Source organism: Thermomonospora umbrina (genome assembly GCF_003386555.1).
Lineage (GTDB): Bacteria > Actinomycetota > Actinomycetes > Streptosporangiales > Streptosporangiaceae > Thermomonospora > Thermomonospora umbrina.
In genome coordinates this window covers 5,846,297-5,871,199 of record NZ_QTTT01000001.1, presented here as the reverse complement: position 1 = coordinate 5,871,199, position 24,903 = coordinate 5,846,297, and the positions used below count along the sequence as shown (strand labels likewise).

26 protein-coding genes are annotated in these 24,903 nt (G+C 72.8%); 3 read left to right on the top strand and 23 right to left on the bottom strand.

Features of this window, described 5'->3' with window-relative positions:
* Positions 1-103: 103 nt before the first annotated feature.
* On the bottom strand, positions 104-604 hold the full coding sequence (soxR, locus tag DFJ69_RS26305) for a redox-sensitive transcriptional activator SoxR (RefSeq protein ID WP_116025060.1): 501 nt from the start codon (positions 602-604) through the stop codon (positions 104-106).
* A 52-nt stretch (positions 605-656) separates the two neighbouring features.
* Here soxR and DFJ69_RS26300 point away from each other — a divergent pair, with 52 nt between their 5' ends.
* The gene (locus DFJ69_RS26300; RefSeq protein ID WP_116025059.1) at positions 657-1,058 is read left to right on the top strand and encodes a PPOX class F420-dependent oxidoreductase; all 402 of its coding nucleotides are present in this window, start codon (positions 657-659) and stop codon (positions 1,056-1,058) included.
* Between the two features lie 68 nt (positions 1,059-1,126).
* Here DFJ69_RS26300 and DFJ69_RS26295 read toward each other — a convergent pair whose 3' ends face one another.
* The 12 genes from DFJ69_RS26295 to DFJ69_RS26240 all read right to left on the bottom strand — a co-directional run bounded on the left by DFJ69_RS26295 (position 1,127) and on the right by DFJ69_RS26240 (position 13,598).
* Positions 1,127-2,938, bottom strand: a complete 1,812-nt coding sequence (locus DFJ69_RS26295; RefSeq protein WP_116025058.1) for a phosphoenolpyruvate carboxykinase (GTP) — start codon at positions 2,936-2,938, stop codon at positions 1,127-1,129.
* A 178-nt stretch (positions 2,939-3,116) separates the two neighbouring features.
* Positions 3,117-4,154: an ABC transporter ATP-binding protein gene (locus DFJ69_RS26290; RefSeq protein ID WP_116026936.1), complete on the bottom strand. Its 1,038-nt coding sequence runs from the start codon at positions 4,152-4,154 to the stop codon at positions 3,117-3,119.
* Positions 4,151-4,954 (bottom strand): ABC transporter permease, encoded by an 804-nt coding sequence (locus tag DFJ69_RS26285; protein ID WP_245974584.1) that lies wholly within the window; start codon positions 4,952-4,954, stop codon positions 4,151-4,153. The genes DFJ69_RS26290 and DFJ69_RS26285 overlap by 4 nt, the downstream gene beginning before the upstream one ends.
* Entirely contained in the window at positions 4,951-5,718 is a 768-nt protein-coding gene (modA, locus tag DFJ69_RS26280; protein ID WP_211329025.1) for a molybdate ABC transporter substrate-binding protein, read from the bottom strand. Before modA ends, DFJ69_RS26285 begins: the two co-directional genes overlap by 4 nt.
* A gap of 18 nt (positions 5,719-5,736) precedes the next feature.
* On the bottom strand, positions 5,737-6,141 hold the full coding sequence (locus DFJ69_RS26275; protein WP_116025056.1) for a TOBE domain-containing protein: 405 nt from the start codon (positions 6,139-6,141) through the stop codon (positions 5,737-5,739).
* A 97-nt stretch (positions 6,142-6,238) separates the two neighbouring features.
* A complete protein-coding gene (locus DFJ69_RS26270) occupies positions 6,239-6,610 on the bottom strand; it encodes a hypothetical protein (RefSeq protein WP_116025055.1) in 372 nt (123 codons plus the stop codon).
* Between the two features lie 20 nt (positions 6,611-6,630).
* Positions 6,631-7,566: a fibronectin type III domain-containing protein gene (locus DFJ69_RS26265; protein ID WP_116025054.1), complete on the bottom strand. Its 936-nt coding sequence runs from the start codon at positions 7,564-7,566 to the stop codon at positions 6,631-6,633.
* Positions 7,567-7,568: 2 nt separating this feature from the next.
* Positions 7,569-9,155, bottom strand: coding sequence for an alkaline phosphatase D family protein (locus tag DFJ69_RS26260; RefSeq protein ID WP_170177781.1), 1,587 nt, complete (start codon positions 9,153-9,155; stop codon positions 7,569-7,571).
* Between the two features lie 76 nt (positions 9,156-9,231).
* Positions 9,232-10,053, bottom strand: a complete 822-nt coding sequence (locus DFJ69_RS26255; RefSeq protein WP_245974583.1) for a carbohydrate ABC transporter permease — start codon at positions 10,051-10,053, stop codon at positions 9,232-9,234.
* On the bottom strand, positions 10,050-11,030 hold the full coding sequence (locus DFJ69_RS35720) for a carbohydrate ABC transporter permease (RefSeq protein WP_116025052.1): 981 nt from the start codon (positions 11,028-11,030) through the stop codon (positions 10,050-10,052). Before DFJ69_RS35720 ends, DFJ69_RS26255 begins: the two co-directional genes overlap by 4 nt.
* A 1-nt stretch (position 11,031) precedes the next feature.
* Positions 11,032-12,315 (bottom strand): ABC transporter substrate-binding protein, encoded by a 1,284-nt coding sequence (locus DFJ69_RS26245; protein WP_116025051.1) that lies wholly within the window; start codon positions 12,313-12,315, stop codon positions 11,032-11,034.
* Entirely contained in the window at positions 12,312-13,598 is a 1,287-nt protein-coding gene (locus DFJ69_RS26240) for a Gfo/Idh/MocA family protein (protein ID WP_116025050.1), read from the bottom strand. Before DFJ69_RS26240 ends, DFJ69_RS26245 begins: the two co-directional genes overlap by 4 nt.
* A gap of 70 nt (positions 13,599-13,668) precedes the next feature.
* Here DFJ69_RS26240 and DFJ69_RS26235 point away from each other — a divergent pair, with 70 nt between their 5' ends.
* Positions 13,669-14,841: an ROK family protein gene (locus DFJ69_RS26235; RefSeq protein ID WP_116026933.1), complete on the top strand. Its 1,173-nt coding sequence runs from the start codon at positions 13,669-13,671 to the stop codon at positions 14,839-14,841.
* Here DFJ69_RS26235 and DFJ69_RS26230 read toward each other — a convergent pair.
* Positions 14,838-15,974 carry a nucleoside 2-deoxyribosyltransferase domain-containing protein gene (locus DFJ69_RS26230; protein WP_116025049.1) on the bottom strand — a complete coding sequence of 379 codons (1,137 nt, stop codon included), beginning with the start codon at positions 15,972-15,974 and terminating at the stop codon, positions 14,838-14,840. The genes DFJ69_RS26235 and DFJ69_RS26230 overlap by 4 nt on opposite strands.
* A 101-nt stretch (positions 15,975-16,075) precedes the next feature.
* Here DFJ69_RS26230 and DFJ69_RS26225 point away from each other — a divergent pair, with 101 nt between their 5' ends.
* Positions 16,076-16,789 carry a hypothetical protein gene (locus DFJ69_RS26225; protein WP_211328763.1) on the top strand — a complete coding sequence of 238 codons (714 nt, stop codon included), beginning with the start codon at positions 16,076-16,078 and terminating at the stop codon, positions 16,787-16,789.
* 25 nt (positions 16,790-16,814) lie between these two features.
* On the opposite strand, the gene der is transcribed toward DFJ69_RS26225, so the two are convergent.
* The 9 genes from der to DFJ69_RS26180 all read right to left on the bottom strand — a co-directional run bounded on the left by der (position 16,815) and on the right by DFJ69_RS26180 (position 24,895).
* Entirely contained in the window at positions 16,815-18,224 is a 1,410-nt protein-coding gene (der, locus tag DFJ69_RS26220) for a ribosome biogenesis GTPase Der (protein WP_211328761.1), read from the bottom strand.
* A gap of 77 nt (positions 18,225-18,301) precedes the next feature.
* Entirely contained in the window at positions 18,302-18,973 is a 672-nt protein-coding gene (cmk, locus tag DFJ69_RS26215) for a (d)CMP kinase (protein ID WP_116025047.1), read from the bottom strand.
* Between the two features lie 117 nt (positions 18,974-19,090).
* On the bottom strand, positions 19,091-20,182 hold the full coding sequence (locus DFJ69_RS26210) for a prephenate dehydrogenase (RefSeq protein WP_281275898.1): 1,092 nt from the start codon (positions 20,180-20,182) through the stop codon (positions 19,091-19,093).
* 86 nt (positions 20,183-20,268) lie between these two features.
* A complete protein-coding gene (gene aroH, locus DFJ69_RS26205; protein WP_116025046.1) occupies positions 20,269-20,631 on the bottom strand; it encodes a chorismate mutase in 363 nt (120 codons plus the stop codon).
* Positions 20,632-20,660: 29 nt separating this feature from the next.
* The gene (locus DFJ69_RS26200; protein ID WP_116025045.1) at positions 20,661-21,401 is read right to left on the bottom strand and encodes a pseudouridine synthase; all 741 of its coding nucleotides are present in this window, start codon (positions 21,399-21,401) and stop codon (positions 20,661-20,663) included.
* Complete coding sequence (scpB, locus tag DFJ69_RS26195; RefSeq protein WP_116025044.1) at positions 21,398-21,973, bottom strand: SMC-Scp complex subunit ScpB; 576 nt, start codon at positions 21,971-21,973, stop codon at positions 21,398-21,400. The genes DFJ69_RS26200 and scpB overlap by 4 nt, the downstream gene beginning before the upstream one ends.
* On the bottom strand, positions 21,966-22,859 hold the full coding sequence (locus DFJ69_RS26190) for a segregation and condensation protein A (RefSeq protein ID WP_116025043.1): 894 nt from the start codon (positions 22,857-22,859) through the stop codon (positions 21,966-21,968). The genes scpB and DFJ69_RS26190 overlap by 8 nt, the downstream gene beginning before the upstream one ends.
* Before the next feature lie 91 nt (positions 22,860-22,950).
* Complete coding sequence (locus DFJ69_RS26185; protein ID WP_116025042.1) at positions 22,951-23,814, bottom strand: ParA family protein; 864 nt, start codon at positions 23,812-23,814, stop codon at positions 22,951-22,953.
* 142 nt (positions 23,815-23,956) lie between these two features.
* Positions 23,957-24,895 carry a tyrosine recombinase gene (locus DFJ69_RS26180; protein WP_245974582.1) on the bottom strand — a complete coding sequence of 313 codons (939 nt, stop codon included), beginning with the start codon at positions 24,893-24,895 and terminating at the stop codon, positions 23,957-23,959.
* Positions 24,896-24,903: the final 8 nt, after the last annotated feature.

Sequence of the window (24,903 nt, the reverse complement as noted above, 5' to 3'; positions counted from 1 at the left end):
CACCATCACGACGAGGGCCCGCTCCACCGGGCCGGCGCGCTCGTCCACGCGACCGCGCGCCGGTGCACGGCGCGGACCACCACGCCGCCCTCACGGGACACCGTTAGCAGGGGCCGCAGTCCGCGACGCCCGAGCTGCGCGGGCCCCCGGCGGAGACGAGCAGGCGACGCGGGCCGGTGCCCTCGTTGCCCAGCTCGTCGAACGGGTTGGCCAGGGCGCACTTCTTCAGGGACAGGCAGCCGCAGCCGATGCAGTCGGTCAGGTCGTCGCGGAGCCGCTGCAACTGCGCGATCCGCTCGTCCAGCTTGTCGCGCCAGGATTCCGACAGGGCCGCCCAGTCGTCCACGGTGGGCGTCCGCTCCTCGGGCAGCCTCGACAGGGCCTCGCGAATGTCCGACAGCGGGATGCCGACCCGCTGGGAGACCCGGATGAAGGCCACCCGGCGCAGCGTGTCCCGGGTGAAACGGCGCTGGTTGCCGGCCGTGCGGCGGCTCTGGATGAGGCCCTTGGACTCGTAGAAGTGGAGCGCGGACACGGCGACCCCGCTGCGCTCGGCGAGTTGGCCGACGGTGAGTTCGTGCAGGTTGCGGGCGAGTTGCGTCATGGTCTCGACTTTAGCTTGACCTCAAGCGCGGTCGAGGTTCCATGGTGGTGCCATGGACCTCACCGACGGCGAACGCGCCTTCCTCGCCGCCCAGCGCCTTGGCAGGCTGGCGACCGTGGACCCCCACGGCGCACCGCAGAACAACCCGGTCGGCTTCTTCCTCAACGCCTCGAACGGCACCATCGACATCGGCGGCCACTCCCTGGCGGCCAGCCGCAAGTTCCGGAACGTGCTGAGGAATCCGCACGTCGCGCTGGTGATCGACGAGCTGGCGAGCGTCCGGCCGTGGACGGTGCGGGGCATGGAGATCCGCGGCGAGGCGGAGGCGCTGACCGACCAGGAGCCGCCCGGCCCCGGCTTCGGTCCGGAGCTGATCCGCATCACACCCCGGGTGATCTTCAGTTGGGGCGTGGAGCCCGACACCCCCGGCATGCTCCGGCGGACCGTCGGGTGACCGCGCCCGGAGACGGGGACGGGCGCCGCGCGTGACACGCGGCGCCCGTCCTCCGATCGAGCCGGGGCTCAGCCCAGGCGGTTGACCAGCGAGCTGTACTCGTCCCACAGCTCCTTGGGCAGGTGGTCGCCGAAGGTCTCGAAGTGGGCCGGGACCAGCGCGGCCTCCTGCTTCCAGACCTCGGTGTCCACCGACAGGAGCGTGTCGAGCGCCGCCTCGTCGATGTCCAGGCCCTCGGTGTCGAGCGCCGCACGGGTCGGCACGTGGCCGATCGCGGTCTTGGCGGCGTCGGCGCGGCCGTTCAGCCGGTCCACGATCCACTTGAGGACCCGACTGTTCTCACCGAAGCCCGGCCACAGGAAGGCGCCGTCGGCGTCCTTGCGGAACCAGTTGACGTAGTAGATCCGCGGCAGCTTCTCCGGGTCGGCCGTCTTGCCGATCTTGACCCAGTGGGCGAAGTAGTCGCCCATGTTGTAGCCGCAGAACGGCAGCATCGCGAACGGGTCGCGGCGCAGCTCGCCCACGGTGCCCTCGGCGGCGGCGGTCTTCTCGGAGGCCACGTTGGCGCCCAGGAACACCCCCTGCTGCCAGTCGAAGGACTCGGTGACCAGCGGGACCGCCGTGGCCCGCCGACCGCCGAACAGGATCGCCGAGATCGGCACGCCCTTGGGGTCCTCCCACTCCGCCGCGATGGTCGGGCACTGCCCGGCCGGGGTGGTGAAGCGGGCGTTGGGGTGCGCCGCGGGCGTCTCCGACGCGGGCGTCCAGTCGTTGCCCTTCCAGTCGGTCAGGTGCGCGGGCGCCTCGTCGGTCAGGCCCTCCCACCACACGTCGCCGTCGTCGGTGAGCGCGACGTTGGTGAAGATGCTGTTGCCCCACAGCGTCTTGATGGCGTTGGCGTTGGTGGTCTCGCCGGTGCCCGGGGCGACGCCGAAGAAGCCGGCCTCCGGGTTGATGGCGTAGAGCCGGCCGTCCTCGCCGAACCGCATCCAGGCGATGTCGTCGCCGATGGTCTCGACCTTCCAGCCCGGGATGGTGGGCTGGAGCATGGCCAGGTTGGTCTTGCCGCAGGCCGAGGGGAAGGCCGCCGCCACGTAGCGGGTCTCGCCGGTGGGCGGGGTCAGCTTGAGGATGAGCATGTGCTCGGCCAGCCAGCCCTCGTCGCGCGCCATGGTCGAGGCGATCCGCAGCGCGTAGCACTTCTTGCCCAGCAGGGCGTTGCCGCCGTAGCCGGACCCGTAGGACCAGATCTCCCTGGTCTCGGGGAAGTGCGAGATGTACTTGGTGGAGCTGCACGGCCACGGCACGTCGGCCTGGCCGGGCTCCAGCGGGGCGCCGACCGAGTGGACGGCCTTGACGAACGAGCCGCGCTCCTCGATGAGCCGCAGCGCCGGGGCGCCCATCCGGGTCATGATCTTCATCGACACCGCCACGTAGGGCGAGTCGGTGATCTCGACGCCGAGCTGGGAGATGGTGCCGCCCAGCGGCCCCATGCAGAACGGGACCACGTACATGGTCCGGCCCTTCATCGAGCCCTGGAACAGCTCTCCGAAGGTGGCCCGCATCTCCGCCGGCGCGATCCAGTTGTTGGTCGGCCCGGCGTCCTCCTCCTTCTCGGAGCAGATGTACGTCCGGTCCTCGACGCGGGCCACGTCGCTGGGGTCGGACGCCGCGTAGAAGCTGTTGGGACGTTTGGCGGGATCGAGCCGTTTGAAGGTGCCCTGCTCGACGAGGAGGTCGGTGAGCCGGCGCCATTCCTCGTCCGAGCCGTCACACCACTCGACCCGGTCGGGCGTGGTGAGCTCGGCGATCTGGCGCACCCAGTCGACCAGCTCAACGTGACTGGTGGGGGCCTGATCGAGGCCGGGTACTTGGGACACGGGCAGCTCCTTTTGCTGTTCGCAGGATCTTTGCATGATGAACAATTCCGCAGATGTTTTCCATTTGGTCTGGACCAATCCGGGCCGTTTTTACGCTCCGCTGGGGGTTTTGTGACAGATATCACCCGTTGGAGCGTGCCCTTCACGACCCGGAGTACTCTTCCCACACCAGGTGATTTCAGGCAGGGTACGCGTGCGACTCCCCGGTCTCGACGGCGACCCAGACCTCGGCGCCCTCGACGAGCCCCAGCTCGGCGACCGCGCCCGGCGTGACGTCGGCGGCGACGGGCACCGGACCGCCCAGCCCCACGCGGATGCGGTCCCCGTGCCGTTCGACGGTCTCGACGGGGGCCCGCCACCGGTTCCGGGGGCCGCCCTCCGGCCGGTCGCGGTACAGGGTCACGGCGGACGGCGCGAACGCCACGAACACCTCCCCGTCGAGGGCCTCGGTGGTGTCGAGCCGCACCTCGCCCCCGTTCAGGGCGACCGTGCGGCCCCGCGCGAGGCCCCGGTACAGGTTCAGGCCCACCAGGCGGGCGACGTAGTCGGTGCGGGGGTGCCGGGCGACCTCGGCGGGCGGCCCCTCCTGCACCAGGCGACCCTTCTCCACCACGACCAGCCGGTCGGCGAGCACCATCGCGTCCAGCGGATCGTGGGTGACGAGGATCGTCACGCCCCCGAAGTCGGCCAGATGACGCCGCAGCGCCGACCGGATCTCCAACCGCGTGTGGGCGTCGAGGGCGGCCAGCGGCTCGTCCAGCAGGAGCAGCCGGGGCTCGACGGCCAGGGCGCGGGCGAGTGCGACCCGCTGGGCCTGTCCGCCCGACAGCTCCCGGGGCCTGGCTCCCACGTGCTCGCCGAGACCGACCCGCCGCAGCAGCACCGCCGCGTCCTCCCGCGCCCGCCGGCGCGGCGTGCCCCGGCTGCGGGGCCCGAACGCGACGTTCTCCAGGGCGGACAGGTGCGGGAACAGCAGGTAGTCCTGGAAGACCACGCCGACCGGCCGCCGTTCCGGGGGGAGCCGGTGCACGGGCTCGCCGTCCAGCCGAACGTGACCGCCGTCCAGGGCGAGCAGGCCCGACAGCGCCCGCAGCGCGGTGGTCTTGCCCGCCCCGTTCGGGCCGAGGAGCGCCACGACCTCGCCTGCGGCGACGTGCAGCCGCAGGTCGAGGCGGAAGCCCCCGCGCTCCACCACCAGGTGGGCGTCCAGGCTCACGGCCCGCTCACCCACCGGTCGCGCAGCAGGGCCAGGATCACCACCGAGACCGTGAGGAGCACCAGGCTCAGCACGATCGCGGCCTCCGGATCGGTCTCCAGGGCCAGGTAGACGGCCAGCGGCATGGTCTGGGTGCGGCCCGGGAAGCTGCCGGCGAACGTGATCGTGGCGCCGAACTCGCCCAGCGCCCGGGCCCAGCACAGGATCGCCCCCGCCGCGACCCCGGGAGCGATCATCGGGAGGGTCACCCGGCGGAAGATCGTCCACCGGGAGGCCCCCAGCGTGGCGGCGGCCTCCTCGTAGCGCGGATCGGCCGCCCGGAGCGCCCCCTCCACACTGATCACGAGGAACGGCATCGCCACGAACGCCTCCGCCAGCACCACTCCGGTCGTGGTGAACGGCAAAGTGAGGCCCAAGGCCGAGTCGAGCCATTGCCCGACGATCCCACGCCTGCCCAGGACCAGGAGCAGTGCCACGCCGCCGACCACGGGGGGCAACACCAATGGCACCGTGACGAGAGCCCGGACGAGCCCCCGGCCGGGGAATCCGCTCCGGGCCAGCACCCAGGCGAGCGGGACCCCGAGCACCAGGCACACGCCGGTCGCCAACGTGGAGGTCACCAGCGACAGCCGCAGCGCCTCCAGCACCTGAGGCTCGCCCAGCCGGGTGCCGAGCGTGGACCACGGGGCCCGGATCAGCAGCCCGGCCAGGGGCAGCACCAGGAACGCCAGACCCAGTACGGCCGGGAGCACCAGCACCCACGGCACCCGGGACGCCGGCGGCGCCGGCCGACCGGTCACGGGACCTCGAATCCCGCCCCGGCCAACGTCGCGCGCCCCCGCGCGGACAGCACCAGGTCGGCGAACCGTCGGGCGAGCCCCGGCTGCCGGCCCTCGGCCAGCACCGCGATCGGGTAGTCGTTGATCGCCCGGGCCGACTCCGGGAACTCCACGCCCGCCACGTCGGCCCCGGCGGCGCGCACGTCCGTGCGGTAGACCAGGCCCGCGTCGGCCTCCCCCATCCGGACCTTGGTCAGGACCGCCTTGACGTCCTGCTCCTGTGAGACCGGGGTCACCTCGACACCCGCGGCGGCCAGGGCCGTGCGGGCGGCGGCCCCGCACGGCACCTGGGGCGCGCACAGGACGACCTTGAGGCCGCCCCGGGCCAGGTCGCGGAGCGTCCGCACCCTGCCCCGGTCGCCCGGCGGCACGGCGATGACCAACCGGTTGCGGGCGAACGTGCGGGGCGCTCCGGAGGTCAGCCCGTCGTCGGCGACGGGCTTCATGGTGGCCGGGCTGGCGGCGGCGAAGACGTCCGCCGGCGCGCCCTGGGCGATCTGCTGCGCCAGCGTCGAGCTGCCGCCGAAGGAGAACCGCACGTCGACGCCCGGGTGCGTCCGCTCGAAGGTCCGGCCGAGCGCGGTGAACGACTCGGTCAGGGACGCCGCCGCGAAGACCGTCAACGTCCGCGACGCGGCCCCCTCGGAGTCCTCGGTGTCACCGCAGCCGGTCAGCCCGATCGGCAACAGCACGGCCCCGACGAGGACGGCGGTGAGGTGTCTGATCAACGGAGGGCTCCCCGGTCAGCCGTGGTCGGGCAGTTCGACGACGACGTTGGTGGACTTCACGACGGCCTCGGCGACCACGCCGATCTCCAGCCCGAGCTCGTCGGCCGCCTCGCGGCTCATCAGCGACACCAGCCGGAAGGGCCCGGCCTGGATCTCCACCTGGGCCATCACCGTGTCGCGGACGACCTCGGTGACGATCCCGCGCATCCGGTTGCGGGCCGAGGAGACCCGCACCCCGGGGTCCGGCTCCCGCAGCCGCGCCTGGGCCCGCAGGAAGCCGGCGAGGTCGGCCCCGGCGACCCGGCGGTGGCCGTGCCCGTCCCGGGTCGCGGCGAGTCGTCCGGAGTCCACCCAGCGGCGCACCGTGTCGGCGCTGACCCCGAGCAGGGCTGCAGCCTCGCTGATCCGAAAGGACGTCACGACGGCAACGCTAGCACCTCGCAAATTCGACCCTCAATCCCCCGCGGGCTTCGAACCTGCGAGGCGCTTCACGTCGTTGCCTTGGCAACCGCCAGGGTCACCCGGGATCGTCCACGGGCAACGGCGCCGGGGCCCCGGCGGCCCAGCGGACCCCGGTGCCGTAGGCGCGGTACTCGGTGGAGGCGGACAGCTCGGCACCGCCGCCGTCGGCCACGAAGCCCACCCCGAGGACCGCGTCGCACCTCTCCTCGTAGGCGGCCTCCATGAGGCTGCGGAGCGCGGCGCGCGGGTCGCCCTTCAGCCGCCCCCACACGATGGTGACCGGCTCGTACGCCCACGGCGTCGTGCACAGCGTCGAGACGACGATCTTGTCGATCCCCGCCTCGCGCTGCTCCTTCGCCTCCGCCCTCTCCTGGCGGCGGTCGCGACGTCGTTCCCGGTTCTCACCGAGGTTGTCGAGAAGACCCATGCCCGAATCCTGCCACCGGATCAGCGGCGTTCGAAGACGCCCAGGGCGTCGTAGACGTGCCAGGACCCGATGTTCTTGTCGATGGTCAGCACGTTCCGTCCGGCGATCACCGCCGCGCGCGGCAGCGCCAGCTCCACGTACGAGGGCTTGAGCGCCGTGCCCGGAACGGTGGCGTCGCCCTCCAGCGATCCCCGGGTGCCGCCGTTCTCGAGCTTCACCGTGCCGAGGGCGGTGTCGTTGAGCGCGAGCACGATCTCCCCCGCGAGGGAGGCGTGGGTGTCCACCAGCCAGATCGACAGCCACGGCTCCCCCGCGGGCACCTGCTCCACGTCGAAGCGGAACGTGTAGCGGTACGGCTTGCGGCCGCCCCAACCGTCCGCCGGCCCCGGGTGGATGTACGGCCAGTCCACGGCGGGCTGATGGATGCCGTGCGTGTAGTCGGCCCCGTTCGCGAAGCGCTTGGGCACCTGCGCGTAGCCCGCCGGGGCCAGCGCCAGCTCCAGGCTCTTGTGGTCGAAGGCCCCGATGGTCGCGATCGGACGCCCGGACACCGCCACGGACTCCTCGCTGCGCCCGGTGACCCGCGCCGACGGCCGGCTCCGCTCCCCGGCGGCGTCCACGACCACCACGCGGTAGTGCCACTCCCGGGCCGCGCCGCCGAGCCGGTCGTGCTTGAACGTGGTGTAGACGGTCTTGCCCAGCAGGGTCTCCGGGCCGATCTCGAACCCGGCCGTGCGCGAGGCGTAGATCGCGTAATGGTCCACGAGCGGCTCGTACGGCCGTCCGTCCCAGCTCAGCTCGACGCGCCCGATCTCGCCCACCGCCTTGAGCCCCCGCACCGGGCGTGGACCGGAGGCGGCGTGGGCGGGCGGGGCGGTCGCGCCGACGACGGGCGCGGCGAGGCCGAGGCCGAGGGCGGCGCGGCGGCCGAGGGCGGGGGTGCCGTGATCGTTCATGCTCACACCTCGCGGTTCAGGCCGGGGCGACCGGCCTCGGTCACGAAACGGGCCAGGACGTTGACCGGGGCGCCGGGACGGGTGACGTACGGCACGGTCTTGAACTCCGAGGTGAGCCGCTCGGGTGTCATCGTGCAGCTCAGGTAGCCGCGGCGGGCGTTGTACAGCTTGACGTGCCTGTTCGCCAGCCACAGCGGGCCGTACGCGTCGTTCTCGGCGCCGTCCCCGTCGGAGCCGATGGAGGTGCCCACCAGTTCGGTGGCGATGGTGGCCGAGTCCGGGTCCTTCCAGTCGGCCTTGTGCTCGATGGCGATGTGATGGTGCACGTCGCCGGTGAGCACCACCGGGTTGGCGATGTCGTACCGGCGCATGGCCGCGTACAGCCGGTCGCGGTTGGCGGGGAAGCCGTCCCACTGGTCGTTGCTGTACAGCTCGCCGGGCCCGGTGTCGCGGTCGATCCCGGCCATGACGACCTGCTGGGCGAGGACGTTCCAGGTGGCCTGGGAACGGCGCAGCCCGTCGTACAGCCACCTCTCCTGGCGTCCGCCGAGGATGGTCCGCTTCGGGTCGAGCCGTTCCGGGGAGTCGTCGATGACGGCGCCCGCCGGGTAGAAGTCGCGGTACTGCCGGGTGTCGAGCACGTCGATGTCGGCGAGTCGACCCCACCGCAGCCGTCGATGGAGCGGCAGATCGGGGCCGTGCGAACGGGACGCGGAGCGCAACGGCAGGTTCTCGTAGAAGGCGCGGTAGGCGACGGCCCGGCGGCGCAGCAGGTCGGACGGGGGCGTGCCGTACTCGTCCCTGTCGTCGGCGTAGTTGTTGACGACCTCGTGGTCGTCGGTCGTGACGACCCACGGAACGTGCGCGTGGATCCGCTGGAGGTCCGGGTCGGTCCGGAACAGCGAGTACCGCAGCCGGTACTGCTCCAGCGTGGAGACGTCCGCGTTGTGCGGCGCGGGCGGGAGCGCCTGTCCCTGGCGTCGCCAGTTGGCGGCGGTGATGCCGTACTCGTAGATGTAGTCGCCCAGGAAGAGGACCATGTCGAGGTCCTCGTCCGCCATGTGCCGATACGCGGTGAAGAAGCCGTGATACCAGGCCTGGCACGAGGCGGTCGCGAACCGGAACGCCTCGACGCGCGAGCGCGGGTCCGGGGCGGTCTTGGTGCGGCCCACCGGGCTGAGGTGCCCGCCGGCCTTGAACCGGTAGAAGTACTCGCGTCCCGCCCGGAGCCCGTGGACCTCGGCGTGCACCGAGTGTCCCAGTTCGGCGGTGGCGGTCACGCGGCCCTTGGCGGCGATCCGCGCGAACCGCTCGTCCTCGGCCACCTCATAGTGCACCGCGTACGAGGAGCGCGGCATGCCTCCGTGACCGTCGGCGGCCAGCGGCTCGGGCGCCAGCCGCGTCCACAGCACCACCCCGTCGGGCAGCGGGTCGCCGGAGGCCACGCCCAGCGTGAACGGGTCGGCGGGCAGCGGCCCGCCCTCCAGGTCCTCGGCGGAGGCGGCCCGGCCGGTGCCGAGCACGAAGGCGGCGGTGCTCACCCCGGTCATGGCCAGGAACGAGCGCCGATAGGGCAGGGGTGTTCTCATGCACGGGCTCCAGGGGGTCGGGGAGGTGCGCCCAGGGTTCCGGTCGAAGATGGACGAACAGGGACGAATCGAAGATCTACTTGAGACCGCCAGAGGTCAGTCCCGCGACGATCCGGCGCTGGAAGAGCAGGACGACCACCACCAGCGGCACGGTGACCACCACCCCCGCCGCCATCTGGGTGCCGAACGGCTGGTCGTAGCCGTGCTGGCCGGTGAACTGGGAGACGATCACGTTGGCGGTCTTCATGGACTGCTCGTTGACCATGCTCACCGCGATCATGTACTCGTTCCAGGCGATGACGAACGTGATGATCGCGGTGGTGAACACCCCGGGCGCGGCCAGCGGAATGATGATCTTCCGGAACGCCTCCCCCGCCGTGCAGCCGTCCACCATGGCCGCCTGCTCCAGCTCGAACGGCAGTTGGCGGAAGAACGAGGTCAGGTTCCACACCGCCAGCGGCAGCGCGAACGACAGGCTGGGCACCACCATCGCCTGGTAGCTGTTGATCCAGCCGATGTCGGTGAACAGCTTCAGCAGCGGGACGATCAGCAGTCCCGCCGGGAACATCGAGGTGGAGATGACCACCGCCAGCACCAGCCGCTTGAACCGGAACTCCAACCGGGCCAGCGCGTAGGCGGCCGACACCGCGATGACCAACGTCAGCAGGGTGGTCAGCCCGGCCACCACGACGCTGTTGCCCAGCGCCCGCAGGAACCCGTTGTCCGCCTCGAAGACCGCCCGGTAGTTGTCCAGCGACAACGGGTCCGGCAACGGCGACATGGAGAACATGTCCTGCGAGCGCCGCAGGCTGGAGACCACCATCCAGTAGAACGGCGCCAGACAGAACACCGCCACGGCCGCCAGCGACAGGACGTTGCCGAGCCCTCGGATCCTCACGACGCCCCCTTCCGGTCGCCGATCAGATCGGCGCCCAGCAGCCGCACGAACACGTAGGCGGCCAGCGCGATGTACACGAACAACGCCGTGGCGACGGCGGCGGCGGGCCCGTACCGCAGGTTCATGGCCTCGTCCCAGGCGACCTGCGAGAGCGTCTCCACCGACGGCTTGCGGGCCCCGACGAGCACCTGCGGCAGGTCGAACATCCGCAGCGCGTCCATCATCCGGAACATCACCGCCACCAGCAGCGCGGGCTTGACCAGCGGCAGGGTGATGTGGCGGAGCCGCCGCAGCCGGGACGCCCCGTCCACCCGCGCCGCCTCGTACACCTCGCGCGGGATGACCTGCAGACCCGCCAGCACCAGCAGCGCCACGAACGGAGCGGTCTTCCAGGTGTCGGCGATGATCACCGCGAACTTCGCCTGGACCGCGTCGGCGGTCCACAGCACCTCGCGGCCCAGGACCGCGTTGGCGACCCCGTCGGCGGCGAAGATCCACCGCCACAGCAGGGCCGAGATCGCCGTCGGGATCGCCCACGGCACCAGCACGCTCGCCCGGAACAGCGCCCGGCCGCGGAACGCCCGGTGCATGAGCAGCGCCATCCCCAGCCCCGCCACCGTCTCGATCACCACGGTGACCACGGTGAAGAAGGTGGTGTTCCACAGGGCGTTGCGGAACCTGTCCCCGCTCTCGCCGCGGAACAGGTCGGCGTAGTTGTCCGCGCCGCTGAACCGCTCGCCCTCGACGATGAGCCCGTCCGCGTCCAGGCCCTCGGCGGTGGTGTGCAGCGAGTCCCAGACCGCCGCGACGATCGGGAACAGGATCACCACGCCCAGCACCAGCAGGGTGGGTGACAACAGGAGGGCCGCCAGGCGCCCCTGCCCCGTCCCCTTGGCGGACCGGCGGGCGGGCTCGACCGGGCCCTGATCTCGTGGCCCCGACCGGGCCCGGCCGAGGTTCGTGGCTGCGCCGCCCATCTCAGTCCGTCAGGCCCGACAGCGCCGTCTGCAGGTCCGTCAGGGCCTGGTCGACGCTCTTCTTGCCGCTGATCGCGGCGCCGACGTGCTCCTGGATCGCCGCGGTGACCTCGTTGTACTTGATGACCACCGGACGCGGCTTGGCGCGCTCGGTGCCGGCCTTCAGGACGGTGAGGTACGGGTACTTCTTCAACATCGCGGGCTCGTCGTACAGCGCCTTCCGCGACAGCGGGAACGACTGCTCCAGCCCGTACGCGCGCTCGGTGTCCAGCCCGACGATGTAGGTGATGAAGTCCCGTGCGGTGGCCTTGTTCTTGGAGAACGACGAGACGGCCAGGTTGTTGCCGCCGAGGGTGCCGGAGCCGAGCCCGTCCTTGCCGGGCAGCGGCGCCACCTCGAACCTGCCGTTCACCTTGGAGGAGCCGTCGGTGGCCGACGCCAGCGCGTACACGTAGGCCCAGTTGCGGTGGAAGAGGAGCCTGCCCTCCTGGAAGTGCCGGCGGCCCTCCTCCTCCTTGAAGGTGATGCTCTTGCCGGGGATGGCGCCGTCCTTGAAGCCGTCCACCAGGAACTGCAGGCCCGCCTTGGCCTGCGGGGTGTTCACGGTGGGCTTGCCGGCGGCGTCGAAGACGGTGCCGCCGGCCGATTGCACGGCCTCGGCGAAGTTGACGGTGAGGCCCTCGTACTTCTCGTACTGGCCCGCGTAACAGTCGACACCCTCGCCCTCGGGGGTCTCGCGGACCTTGTCGCAGGCGGCGAACATCTCGGCCCAGGTCTTCGGCGGCTCCTTCACGCCCGCCGCCGACAGCAGGTCCTTGCGGTAGTAGAGGATGCCGGTGCCCGTCAGCCAGGGCGCGGCGTACAGCTTGCCGCGGTACCTGCCGGTCTCCAGCGCGGTGGCCATGAAGGTGCCCGGGTCCAGCGGCGCCTCCGGCAGCTCCACGATCCAGCGGCGGGCGGCGAACTCGGCGGTCCACACCGCGTCGAGCCGGATCACGTCGTAGGCGTCCGACTTGATCTGCGCGTTCTGGACGAGCTGCTGCCGGGTCTGGTCGCCGTCCTCGGGCAGCTCGACGATGCGGACCTTCTCGCCGGGGTGCTCGGCGTTCCACTTCGCGGCGAGCTTCTGGATCGTTCCGGTCAGGTCCTTGCCGGTGGCGAAGGTGATGGGGCCGCGGCCGTCGCCGCCCGCGGTCCCGCCGTCGTCGTCCCCGGACCCGCAGGCGCCCAGGGCGAGCGCCAGTGCCAGCGCCGCCGCCGAGCCGCCGATCAGTTGCCTCTTCATCGGATCTCCGTGTTCTTTCTGGGGTCGGCCGGGGCGACGCCCACCACCGTCCCGGTACGTCGTGCCCGCTCGGCGGCCCACACCACGCGGTGGCCGGCGAGGCTCTCGCGGGCGTTCGAGCCGAGCGGGGCGGGATCGCCGGCGGCCAGCGCCGCGCAGAACGCGTCGGCGAGGGCGTCGTCGGCCTCGGTGTGCCGGCCGTCCAGCTCCTCGTCGCCGGCGAGGTCGATGACCTCCTCCTCGCCGGTGACGAAGTCGAGCAGCCGGATGGTCCCGCCGTCGCCCTCCAGACAGCCCCGCGAGCCGAAGACGCGGGTCTGCCGCTGGGCGTACGGGGTGAACGCCGTCATGGTGAACGCGGCGGTCGCGCCCGAGGGGAACTCCATGTTCACGACCTGGTGGTCGACCACGTCGTTGTCGCCGGCGTACACGCAGCGCCCGTACGGGCCCTCGCGCAGCGCCGTCAGCACTCCCTCCTCGGTGAGGTCGTGCGTGACGGCCCCCAGCGGCCACTCCTCGCGTCTCGGGTCGCCGAGGCACGACAGGTAGAGGCGGGTCGCCGAGTACGGGCAGTCCGGCTCGACCTCGCAGGTGACGCAGCGGTCGGAGGCGCCGGCCGGGCGGTTCTCCGGCCGCAGGTGCGACAGCCGTCCGAAGGACGACACCCGCGCCGGGACCTCGCCCATCACGTGGACGATCCAGTCGACGTCGTGGCACGACTTGGTCATCAGCATCGGGCCGGACTCGTCCTCGCGCCGCCAGTTGCCCCGCACGTACGAGTGGGCGTGGTGCCACCAGCCGACGGGCTCCAGGTGCTGGACGCTGATGAGGTCGCCCAGCCGTCCGTCGGCGATGAGCGCTTTGATCCGGCGCGTGTAGCGGCTATACCGGAGCACGTGACACACGGCGAGCATCGACCCGCTGCGCTCGACGGCCTCGACGATGCGGACGCCGTCGGCCTCGCTGGTCGCCATCGGCTTCTCCAGCAGGATGTGGTACCCCTGCCCGGCGAACGCCACGGCGGGCTCGGCGTGGTCGCCGTCCTGCGTGGCGATGATGACGCCGTCGGCCACCCGCCCCGCCTCCGCCAGCCCGCGCCAGTCGGTGAACACCCGGTCGGGTGCGATCCCGTGCTCGGCGGCGAACCGCGCCCGGCGCACCGGGTCCGGCTCGGCCACCGCCACGACCCGGGCCGCGCCGGTGGTCCGCGCGCGGCGGGCATAGGCCGCTCCGCGCAGCCCGGCCCCCGCCACCGCGAGCGTGACCTCCGTGCTGTCTCCCACTTATGGAACCCCTTTTCGAAATATGATTTGATAATGTCCCCGTTCCGTCGAACGCTGTCAAGGGGTGCCGGTGTCCGAAGTTCCGCTCCACGGGGGCGACCCGTCCGTGCTGCGGCGGCTCAACGCCGCCAACACGCTGCGCGCGCTGCGCGACGGCGGCGGCGCGCCCACCGTCACCGAGCTGGCCGCGGAGGTGGGCGTCTCCCGGCCCACCGCGGAGAGCGCGCTGGCCGAGCTGGCCGCCCGCGGGCTCGTCGAGGAGGTCGCCCCCGACACCGGCCGACGCCTCGGCCGGCCCGCGCGCCGCTACCGCTTCCGCGCGGAGGCGGGCCACGCGCTGGGCATGGAGATCGACGCCCACCGGGTGCTGCTGTACGTGGCCGACCTCGACGGCAGGGTCCTCGGCGACCACCGGGCCGACCTCGAGGTCGACGCGGGCCCCCGCGAACGACTCGCGGCGGTGCGCGCGGCGGTCAAGGACCTGCTGGCCGGGCTGCAACTGGAACGATCGGCGCTGTGGGCGGTGGGCGCCGGGACCCCCGGCGTGATCGACTCCTCCGGACGGGTGATCCGCTGCACCGTGGTGCCCGGCTGGGAGGGTGTGGACCTGGCCCGCGAGCTGGGCCGCTCGTTCCCCTGCCCGGTGCTGGTGGAGAACGACGCCAACCTGGCCGCGGTCGCCGAACGTTGGCGCGGGGTCGCCCGCGACACCGACGACGTCGTCTACTTCCTCGCCGGGATGCACACCGGCGTGGGCGCGGTCATCGGCGGGCGCCTGCACCGGGGCCGGTGGGGCGCCGCCGGCGAGGTCGGCATGCTGCCCGAGCTGGGCCTCACCCACACCAGCGCGACCCTGGCCGGCGACACCGACCCGGCCGAGGGGGGCGGCCGGCCCGACGTGGTCACCGAGCGCACCGCCCGACGGGTGCTGGAGGCGGCCCGCGGCGGCGACGCGGAGGCCCGCCGCCTCCTCGAGGGGCTGGCGGCGCGGATGGCGCGGGGCATCGCTGCCATGGTCCTGGCCCTGGACCCCGAGATGGTCGTCATCGGCGGCACCCTGACCGAGGCGGGCGATCTGCTGGTGACCCGGCTCCGCGAGCACGTACGGCCGCTGTGCCTGTCCCCCACGCGGATCGAGACGTCCGCGCTGGGCGACGAGTCGGTGGGGCTGGGGGCGCTGCGGGCGGCGTTGGACCGCATCGAGGCGGACATGTTCCGGCTCGACGCGGTCACGGTCGGCTAACGGTCGGCGTAGAGGGCCTCGGCGATCATGCCGAGGGTGGCCCAGTCGACCAGCGCCGCGCGGCGGATCTCGGCGAACGTCGCCGCCTCCACGTAGGTGCGCTCGCCCTCGTCGAGGAGTCCGTGCGGACCGGTGTCGCGCACGGCGGCCAGCTCGTCCTCGGTGATCTCGGCGGAGAACAGGTGGGCCCGGTGCGCCGACATGGTGGCGTTGACCTGCCGGACGCCGTGCCGACGCAGCCGCGCCGGATCCAGAACGAGCCCGGTCTCCTCGGCGACCTCGGCCACGGCCGTGCTCAGCGGATCTCCCGGCCCCGACCCGCCGGGCAGCTCGTGGACGCATCCGTCCTCGGTGGACGCCGGGCTGCGGAACTCCCGGACCAGCACCACCACGGTCTCGTCCGGCGTCGGACCCGGCCGGTAGAGGAGGACGGCGCTGATGTCCGGGCGGGAGAAGACCACCTCGTTCGCCTTGACGCGGCCCTCGGCGGCGACCTCCACGGCCACGTGCAGGCCCCAGTGCAGGCCGGTGCGCCAGACCACCCGGGCGCCCCGCAGGACGTTGTCCGCGCCGCGCTGCGTCTCGTACCACTGCCGGAACTCGGGCGTGCGCCACACCAGCAGCGGCACCTCGCGCTCGCCGCCGATGCGGGACGAGCCGTCGCCGATCCGGTCGAGCGCGGCGGCGACCACCCCGTCCAGCGTGGTCGCCGTGGGGACGCCGAACCTCTCCGCGTAGTGGAGCAGGTAGCGGTTCTTGGGCGCCTCGGGCGGCGCGCCGAAGACCACCCGCCCGGAGTCGTGCCACATGCCCCACTCCACGTTCGTGGTGAGGGCGGGCATCGTCTCCATGTCGCGCGGCACCCAGAACACGACCTCGTCGGCCAGGTGCAGGCAGCGTTCCTCCCAGTCGACCTGCCCGGTGTAGTCGACATAGCGCCGGTCCCGGTGTTCGGGGACGAAGACCACCAGCCGCCCGGAGACGGCCCAGCGCGCCCGGATCCGCTCGACGGCCTCGGGACGCCAGGAGGGAACATCCGGCGCACGCGGTGTGGGACCCGCCAGGAAGACGGCGGCCTCCCAGCTCTCGGGTGGTTCCTCAAGGGCGTGAACGACCAGGACCTCAGGCTCCATGGCCTCGATTGTGCCCGAGCACGGTAAAGCCGCGCTTGGACGGGGCGACTCCGGGTAAAGGCCGCTTCAACCAGAAATCCCCCACCTGGTCAGGAGATCTCATGACTGGGACGATGCGAGTACCGCGCAGCAGAGGAGCCCTCAGCGGGGTCCTGCTGTTGCTCCTGGGGCTGTGGGGTGGGCTCGTGCCCTTCGCCGGCCCCTACGCCGACTTCGCCTTCACCCCGGACGAACCCTGGCACGTCACCGGCGACCGCCTGCTGCTGAGCGTGGCGCCGGCCGTCGCGACGGTTCTGGGCGGCCTGATCGTGCTGGCCGTCGCCCATCGCGCCGTCGCGGTGCTGGGCGCGTGGCTGGCCGTGCTCGGCGGTGCCTGGTTCGTCGTCGGCGGGCCGCTGTCGGTCCTGTGGGACGCGCGGGGCGTCGGCGCCCCGCTCGGCGGCGAGGGCCGCCGGGTCGCCGAGGAGCTGACGTTCTTCACCGGGCTCGGGGCGGCCGTGGTGTTCCTCGGCGCGTTGGCGCTCGGCCGCTTCACCGTGGTCGGCGTCCGCGAGGCGCGGACGGCCGAGGAGGCCCACGACGTCGCGCCGGACCCCGGCGAGGAGCGGCCCGCCGCCCCGCCGGAGCCCGAACCGCACACCGGGCCGCATGCCGAACCGCATGCGGAGACGCCCGCGCGGAGGGAGCCGGTGACCGCGACGACCCGGCCGATGCCGCATCCGCGCGGCCGGTACGCGCGGCGGCCCGACGAGGTGCCACCGCCCGCGCTCCCCGGCGACCAACGGGTGGCCGGAGAACGCGGCGGCGCGACCTAGGCGCGGACGAGGGCCCGCCGGGAGATCACTTCCGGCGGGCTCCGCGCTTCTCGCGGATCTTCATGGTGACCTCGATCGGGGTGCCCGCGAAGCCGAACTCCTCGCGCAGCCGCCGTTCGATGAACCGCCGGTAGCCCTCCTCCAGGAACCCGGAGGTGAACAGCACGAACCGGGGCGGGCGCACCCCCGCCTGGGTCGCGAACAGCACGCGAGGCTGCTTGCCGCCGCGGATCGGGTGCGGATGGGCGGCCACCAGGTCGGCGAAGAACTGGTTGAGCTTGGCGGTCGGCACCCGGGAGCCCCAGCCGTCCAGCGCCGTGTCCAGGCCCGGGACCAGCTTCTCGAGATGGCGGCCGGTGAGCGCGGAGACGTTCACCCGGGGGGCCCAGCGCGCGTGGTAGAGCTGCCGGTCGATCTCCCGATCCAGGTAGTGCCGGCGCTCCTCGTCCAGCAGGTCCCACTTGTTGTAGGCGATGACCAGCGCCCGGCCCGCCTCGATCACCATGGAGATGATCCGCAGGTCCTGCTCGGCCAGCGACTGGCTCGCGTCGACCAGCACCACGGCGACCTCGGCCCGCTCCAGGGCCGACTGGGTGCGCAGGGTGGCGTAGAAGTCGGCGCCCTGGTTCTCCCTGTGCCGCCGCCGGATTCCGGCGGTGTCGATGAAGCGCCACGTCCGCCCGCCCAGCTCGATCAGCTCGTCGACCGGGTCCCGGGTGGTGCCGGCGACGTCGTCGACCACCACCCGGTTCTCCTTGGCCAGCTTGTTGAGCATGCTGGACTTGCCCACGTTGGGGCGGCCGAGCAGCGCCACCCGGCGCGGGCCGCCGGCGGTCTCCAGGAACTCCGGCGGCGCCTCCTCGGGCAGCGCGGCCAGCACCGCGTCCAGCAGGTCGCCGCTGCCGCGTCCGTGCAGCGCGCTGACCGGGTGCGGCTCGCCGATGCCCAGCGACCACAGCGCCGCCGCCTCCATCTCGGCGGCGGCGTCGTCGACCTTGTTGGCGACCAGCACCACGGGCTTGCCCGAACGGCGCAGGATGTCCACCACGGCCTCGTCCACGTCGGTCGCGCCGACGGTGGCGTCCACCACGAACATGACCACGTCGGCCAGTTCCACGGCCATCCGGGCCTGTTCGGCGATGGCCGCGGCCAGCCCGGCCGCGTCGGGCAGCCAGCCGCCGGTGTCGACCACCGTCAGCCGGCGGCCGCTCCACTCGGCGTCGTAGGCGACCCGGTCGCGGGTCACACCCGGCACGTCCTCCACGACCGCCTCGCGGCGGCCCAGGATCCGGTTGACCAGGGTCGACTTGCCGACGTTGGGTCGGCCGACCACGGCCACCACCGGCGCCGGCGCCGTGTCGTGCTCCAGCCCCGCCTCGTCGAGGTCGAGGGCCCCGTCGAGGTCGAGGGTCTCGTCGACGTCGTACTCGCTCACGTTCGCTCTCTCCGTGGCCGTCCTGCCGTACCACGTGCTCCGCGGACGACCGGTTCGGAGCCTGCGGCTGCCCGGGGTCACCCCGTGGCGGTGCTCTCCTTGGCGAGCCGGACCACGGTCTCGACGACCTCGGTCAGGCCCAGCTCGGTGGAGTCGATCTCATGGGCGCCGTCCGCCCGGGTCAGGGGCGAGGCGGTGCGGGTGGAGTCCAGCCGGTCACGGCGGGCCTGCTCGGCCTGCGTCACCGCGACCGTGGCCGCCGGGTCGGCGGCCAGGTCCTTGGCCCGCCGCCGGGCGCGGGTCTCCTCGCTGGCGGTCAGGTAGATCTTGACGGGCGCGTCGGGCGCCACCACGGTGCCGATGTCGCGCCCCTCGACCACGATCCCGCCCGCGCCGATGACCTCGCGCTGGAGGCGCACCAGCCGCTCGCGCACGGCGGGAACGGCGCTGACCGCGCTCACCGCGTTGGTCACCTCCCGGGTGCGGATCGGGCCGGACACGTCGGTGCCGTCCACCGCGATGGTGGGCGCGTCGGGGTCGGTGCCGCATTCCAGCACCGGCTCCCCGGCCCGCGCGGCCACGGCCTCGGCGTCCTGCACCGGAACGCCCTGGGCGAGCATCCACCACGTCATGGCCCGGTACATGGCGCCCGTGTCCAGGTAGCGCAGGCCCAACGCGCGGGCCACGCCCTTGGACGCGCTGGACTTGCCCGACCCGGACGGTCCGTCTATGGCGATAACGAGCGACACGGTGGATTCCTTCCCAGGACCGAGGGGACGGGGGAAGACGACGCCCCCGGCGTGTCAGGTTACCGCCTGCCCACGGTCGCCACTCCGTCACTCGACCCGCGACCCGTGGTCGCGAGGTCAGCCCGGAACGGACCAGCCCCGGGCGCGGAGCTCCTCGGCCAGGCGGCCGGCGGCGGCGGGCTCGACGGAGAGCTGGACCACGCCGACGGCCAGGCCGGGCGAGTGCTCGATGACCACGTCCTCGATGTTGACCCCGGCGACCCCGGCCGCCTGGAACAGCAGGGCCAGCTCGCCCGGCCGGTCCGGGATGACCACCGGGACGACCGCGTACCGGGACTGCCGGCCGCCGTGCTTGCCGGGGATGCGGGAGCGCCCGGTGTTGCCCTGGGTCAGCAGGTCCACCACGTGGTCCATGGCGTCCTCGCCGCCGTCGCGGAGCAGGGCGGCGGCCACCGCCAGGTCGGTGGCGACCTCGTCGAGGACCTCGGCGACCGGCCCGGCGTTGGCGGACAGGATGCCGACCCACAGGCCCGGGTCGGAGGCGGCGATCCGGGTGACGTCGCGAACGCCCTGGCCCGCCAGACCGAGGGCGACGTCGTCGGCCCCGCGCAGTCGGGCGGCCACGGCGGCCGACACCACGTGCGGCGCGTGCGAGACCAGGGCGACGGCGCGGTCGTGCCGCGCCGCCTCGACGACCAGGGGCTTGGCGCCGCAGGCGACGGCCAGGGAGCGGACCAGGTCCAGGGCCGCGGGGTCGGTGCCGTCGCCGGGGCACAGCGCCCAGGTGCGGCCCAGGAACAGGTCGGCGCGGGCGGCGGCGGGGCCCGACCGCTCGCTGCCCGCCAACGGGTGCCCGGCCACGAACGAGTCCAGGTCGCAGCCCAGCTCGGCGGCCTCGGCCAGCGGCAGCGCCTTCACGCTGGCCACGTCGGTGTACACGGCGGCCAGGTCGCGCTTCTGGGCGTCGAGCAGCACCGGGGCCACGGCGGCCGGGGGGACGGCCAGCACGGCGAGATCCGCCCGTCCGACGGAACCTCCCTCGGGCAGGGCGGTGCCCGCGCCGAGCTCGACGGCGAGGTCGAGCGAGGAGGCGTCCCGGTCCGACAGCAGCACCTCGGCCCCGCGCCCGCGCATCGCCAGCGCGATCGAGGTGCCGATCAGTCCCGTCCCGATGACGATGATCCGCCGTGCCGCCAGGTCCTCTTTCACGAGATCAGCCTAGCGCCGTCACCTGCTTGATCACCCTTGATCATCCTTCGCCCTCCGAGCCGACGCGCGAGGCGCGAGGGGGCGCGCTACTGGGCGATGTCCAGGCGCAGCGCCGTGGCACCGCGCAGGTAGACGTGCTGCATCGCCGACCTGGGCTTGTCGGTCTCGATGTGGGCCATCAGCCGGATCACCCGGGGCAGCGCGTGCGGCACGTCCAGCTCGCTCGCGCACAGCAGCGGCACCTCGTGGAAGCCGAGCTTGCGGGCGGCCAGCGCGGGGAACTCCGCCTTGAGGTCGGGTGTGGCCGTGAAGAGCACGCTGATGACGTCCTCGGTGGACAGCCCGTTGCGGCTCATGACCTCGGTGACCAGCTCCGTCGTCGCGTCGAGGATCTGCTCGCGCTCGTCGGCGTCCACCTGGGTCGCCCCCCGGATCGCGCGTACCGCCACTGTCGTCCTCCCTGCCGATGATCGGTGAATCAGAGCCCGACGGCCTTGTACAGCTCGCCGATCTCCTTCATGCTCAGCGCGCGCAGCCCGCCGGACTTCAATTGGCCCAGCCGGATCGGGCCGAATTGGGTCCGGGCCAGCTTCTGCACCGGGAAGCCCGCCTCCTTGAGCATGCGCCGCACGATGTGCTTGCGGCCCTCGTGCAGCGTCACCTCGACCAGCGCCCGCTTGCCGAGCTGCTCGACCAGCTTGAACCGGTCGGCCTTGGCGATCCCGTCCTCCAGAGAGATCCCGGCCCGCAGCCGCCTGCCCAGGTCGCGCGGGATGGGCCCGATGACCTCGGCGAGGTAGACCTTCTCGACGCCGTAGCTGGGGTGGGTCAGGCGGTGCGCCAGCTCGCCGTCGTTGGTGAGCAGGATCAGGCCCTCGGTGTCGGTGTCCAGCCGGCCCACGTGGAAGAGCCGCTCCGGCACGTCCACGTAGTCGGCCAGCGACTTGCGGCCCCGCTCGTCGGACATGGTGCTGACCACGCCCAGCGGCTTGTTGACGGCGTAGTACCGCATGTCCGAGCGGGTCTCCACGCGCAGGCCGTCGACGTGGATGACGGCCCGCTCGGGATCGACCCTGGCACCGAACCAGGACACCACCTCGCCGTCGACCCGCACGCGCCCCTCGGCGATGAGCCTCTCGCAGTTGCGGCGGCTGTCCACCCCGGCCTCGGCCAGGACCTTCTGCAGCCGTACGCCCTCATTGTCGTGGTCGGTGTTCACGTGCTCTTTTCCTCGATGATGTCGTCGGGAAGGTCGTCCGGGAGGTAGGGCGCCAGGTCGGGCAGCTCGTCCAGGTCCCGCAGGCCCAGCCGCTCCAGGAAGTACCCGGTGGTCCGGTAGAGATGGGCCTGCGACTCGGGGTCCTGGCCGGCCTCCTCGATCAGGCCCCGGAGGGTCAGGGTGCGGATCACCCCGTCGCTGTTGACGCCGCGGATGGCCGAGACCCGGGCCCGGCTCACCGGCTGCCGGTAGGCCACCACGGCGAGGGTCTCCAGCGCGGCGGACGTCAGCCGGGCCTGCTGCCCGTCGGTGACGAACCGCTCCACCACGGGCGCGCAGCTCTCCCGGGTGTAGAACCGCCAGCCGCCGGCGATCTCGCGCAGGTCGAACCCGCGGCCCTGGGCGGTGTACTCGGCGGCCAGCGCCCGCAGCGCGTCGGCGACCTCCCGGCGGGGCCGCTCCAGGATCTGCGCCAGCGTCACCTCGGCCACCGGCTCGTCCACCACCAGCAGGATCGCCTCGATCGAGGCGCGCAGCCCCGGCTCGGTGGGCTCGTCCACCGGCTCATCCATCGTCGTCACGCCCGTCCTCGTCCGCGGGCTGCGGGGAGCCCTCGTAGTCGTCGTCGACCGCCACGTCGCCGTCGTCGGCGCCCGTCCACGTCACGTGCAGCTCCCCGAGGGGCTCGATCTGCTCGAACGTGACCGCCCGCTCCCGGTACAGCTCCAGCAGCGCCAGGAACCGCGCGACGATCTCGAACGTGCCCTGGGCGTCGGCGGTGAGCGCCCGGAAGGTCGCCCGCCGCATCCGGCGCAGCATCGCCACGACGAGGGCCGCCTGCTCCCGGACGCTGGCCTTCGGCTGGTACATGTGCTCGACCGACACGCCGGGCGGGGGGCCCTTGGGCGTCAACGCCATGGCGGCCAACCGGGCGAACTCGGTCGGGCCCAGCCCCAGCAGCACCTCCGGCAGCATCCCGGCGAACCGGGGCTCCATCGGGACCGTGCGGGGGAAGCGCCTGGACTCCTCGGCCATCCGCGACGCGAGGAATCCGGCGACCTCCTTGTAGGCGCGGTACTGCAGCAGCCGCGCGAACAGCAGGTCGCGGGCCTCCAGCAGCGCCAGGTCCTCCTCGTCGTCCACCTCGCCGGAGGGCAGCAGCCGCGCCGCCTTCAGGTCCAGCAGGGTCGCCGCGACCAGCAGGAAGTGGCTGGCCTGGTCCAGCTCCCAGTCCGGGCCCATGGAACGGATGTGGGCGATGAACTCGTCGGTCACCCGGTGCAGGGACACCTCGGTGATGTCGAGCTTGTGCTTGGAGATCAGCCCCAGCAGCAGATCGAAGGGGCCCTCGAAGTTGTCCAGATGGACCTGGAAGCCCCCGGGCTCCGCCGGCGCCGTCTCGGCGGCCTGCGGGGCGCCGGTCTGCGGGGCGTGCTGGTCGGGGACGGCGTGCTTCACATCTGAACCGTAACGGAATCCGGACGGTGACCCGGCATCGGCGACCGCGCGCCCGCGGTCCGCCGCGCGCGCCGATCGCCGAACCGGACGATCAGCCGATCAGACTCCACCTCATCAGGACCTCCTTGGCGAGCGCGCGGTAGGCGTTGGCGCCCATCGAGGAGGGGTCGAAGTAGGTGATCGGCTCCCCGGCCACGGTGGCGTCGGGGAAGCGCACGGTCCGGTTGATCACGGTGTGGAACACCCGTTCGCCGAAGGCCTGCACGATCCGGCTCAGGACCTCTCGGGTGTGCAGGGTCCGCGAGTCGTACATGGTGCCCAGCACCCCGTCGATCTCCAGCTCGGGGTTGATGCGCGCCTGCACCTTCTCGATGGTCTCCATCAGCAGCGCGACACCCCGCATGGCGAAGTACTCGCACTCCAGCGGGACCAGCACGCCGTCGCTGGCGGCCAGCGCGTTGATCGTCAGCAGGCCCAGGGAGGGCTGGCAGTCGATCATGATGAAGTCGTACTCCGGCACCGCCGCCTTGAGCACCCCGGCGAGGATGTACTCGCGGCCGACCTCGTGGACGAGCTGGACCTCCGCGCCCGACAGGTCGATGTTGCTGGGGAGCAGGTCCATGCCGTCGACACCGGTGTCGATGACGATGTCCTCCCAGCCGACGTTGCGCTCCAGCAGGAGGTTGTGGACCGTCATCTCCAACTGGCGGGGGTCGCCCTTGCCGAGGCCGACGGACAGCGCGCCCTGCGGATCGAAGTCGACCAGCAGCACCCGGCGGCCCTGTTCGGCCAGCGCGGCGCCCAGATTGATGGTGGTGGTGGTCTTGCCGACCCCGCCCTTCTGGTTGCACACCGACACGATGCGCGCCGGACCGTGCTCGGTCAGCGGCTCGGGCTCGGGGAACACGGGCAGCGGCCGCCCCGTGGGCCCGAGGGCCTGTCGGGGATCGCTCATGGCAGCCGAGAGTGCCCTCTCGGCGGCCTCCTGCGTATCGGTCACGGCTTCGAACCTTCCCGGCGGCCTGGTTACCGTCCAAAACGGGGACTTTAGGGTTCCGGCGTCCCTCTCTCAAGCCGACGCGCGCCGGGGGCCCGGATTACCCCGGGCGGCCGGCACGGGGATGCGCCGTCGTGTACGCCTCCCGCAGCGGCCCGGCGGTGAGCGGCGCGCGCACCTGGGCCGTGGTCGCCGAGGCATGCCCGAGCAGGTGCCGCACCACCCGCGCGTCCGCCCCGCCGTCCAGCAGATGGGTGGCGAACGAGTGCCGGAGCGTGTGCGGGGAGACACCGGCCAGCCTGGCCCTTTCGGCGGCGGCGCGCAACACCATCCAGGCGCCTTGTCGGGACAGCCGCCCGCCGCGGGCGTTGAGGAACAGCGCCGGCCCGCCTCCGCCGCCGCCCCGGGCGAGGGCCGGCCGGGCCCGCGCGAGGTACAGCTCGCCGGCGAGTCCGGCGTGCCCGCCGACCGGCACCTCCCGGATCCGGCCGCCGGCGCCGGCGACCCGGACGACGCCGTCGATGAGGTCGAGGTCGTCCACGTCCAGCCCGACGGCCTCGGAGATCCGCACCCCCGACCCGTACAGGAGCTCGAGCAGGGCCCGGTCGCGCAGGTCGCGCGGGGTCTCGCCGGGCGCGGCGGCGGCGAGCAGACGTTCCACGTCGGCGACGGAGATCGCCTTGGGCCGCCGGCGCGGGGACGCGGGCGGTCGGACGTCCTCGGCCGGGTCCGCGGCGGCCATGCCCGCGCGCACGGCGAACCGGTGCAGCCCGCGGACGGCGGCCACCGCGCGGGCGGCCGACCGCGCCGACAGCGGCGCGCGACCCGCCTCGCCCGTCCGCAGCGCCACCAGGTGGTCGAGCACGTCCGCCTCGACCACCTCGCCGATCACCCGCCTGCCTCGGGCCTCCAGCGCCCGCACGTACCGGTTCAGGTCGCGGCGGTACGAGCTGAGCGTGTTGGGCGCCAGCCCGCGTTCGGCGGCCAGGTGCTCCAGATAGCCGCCCACGGCCGTCTCCAGTGAGAACTCCGCCGTCACGCCAGCGC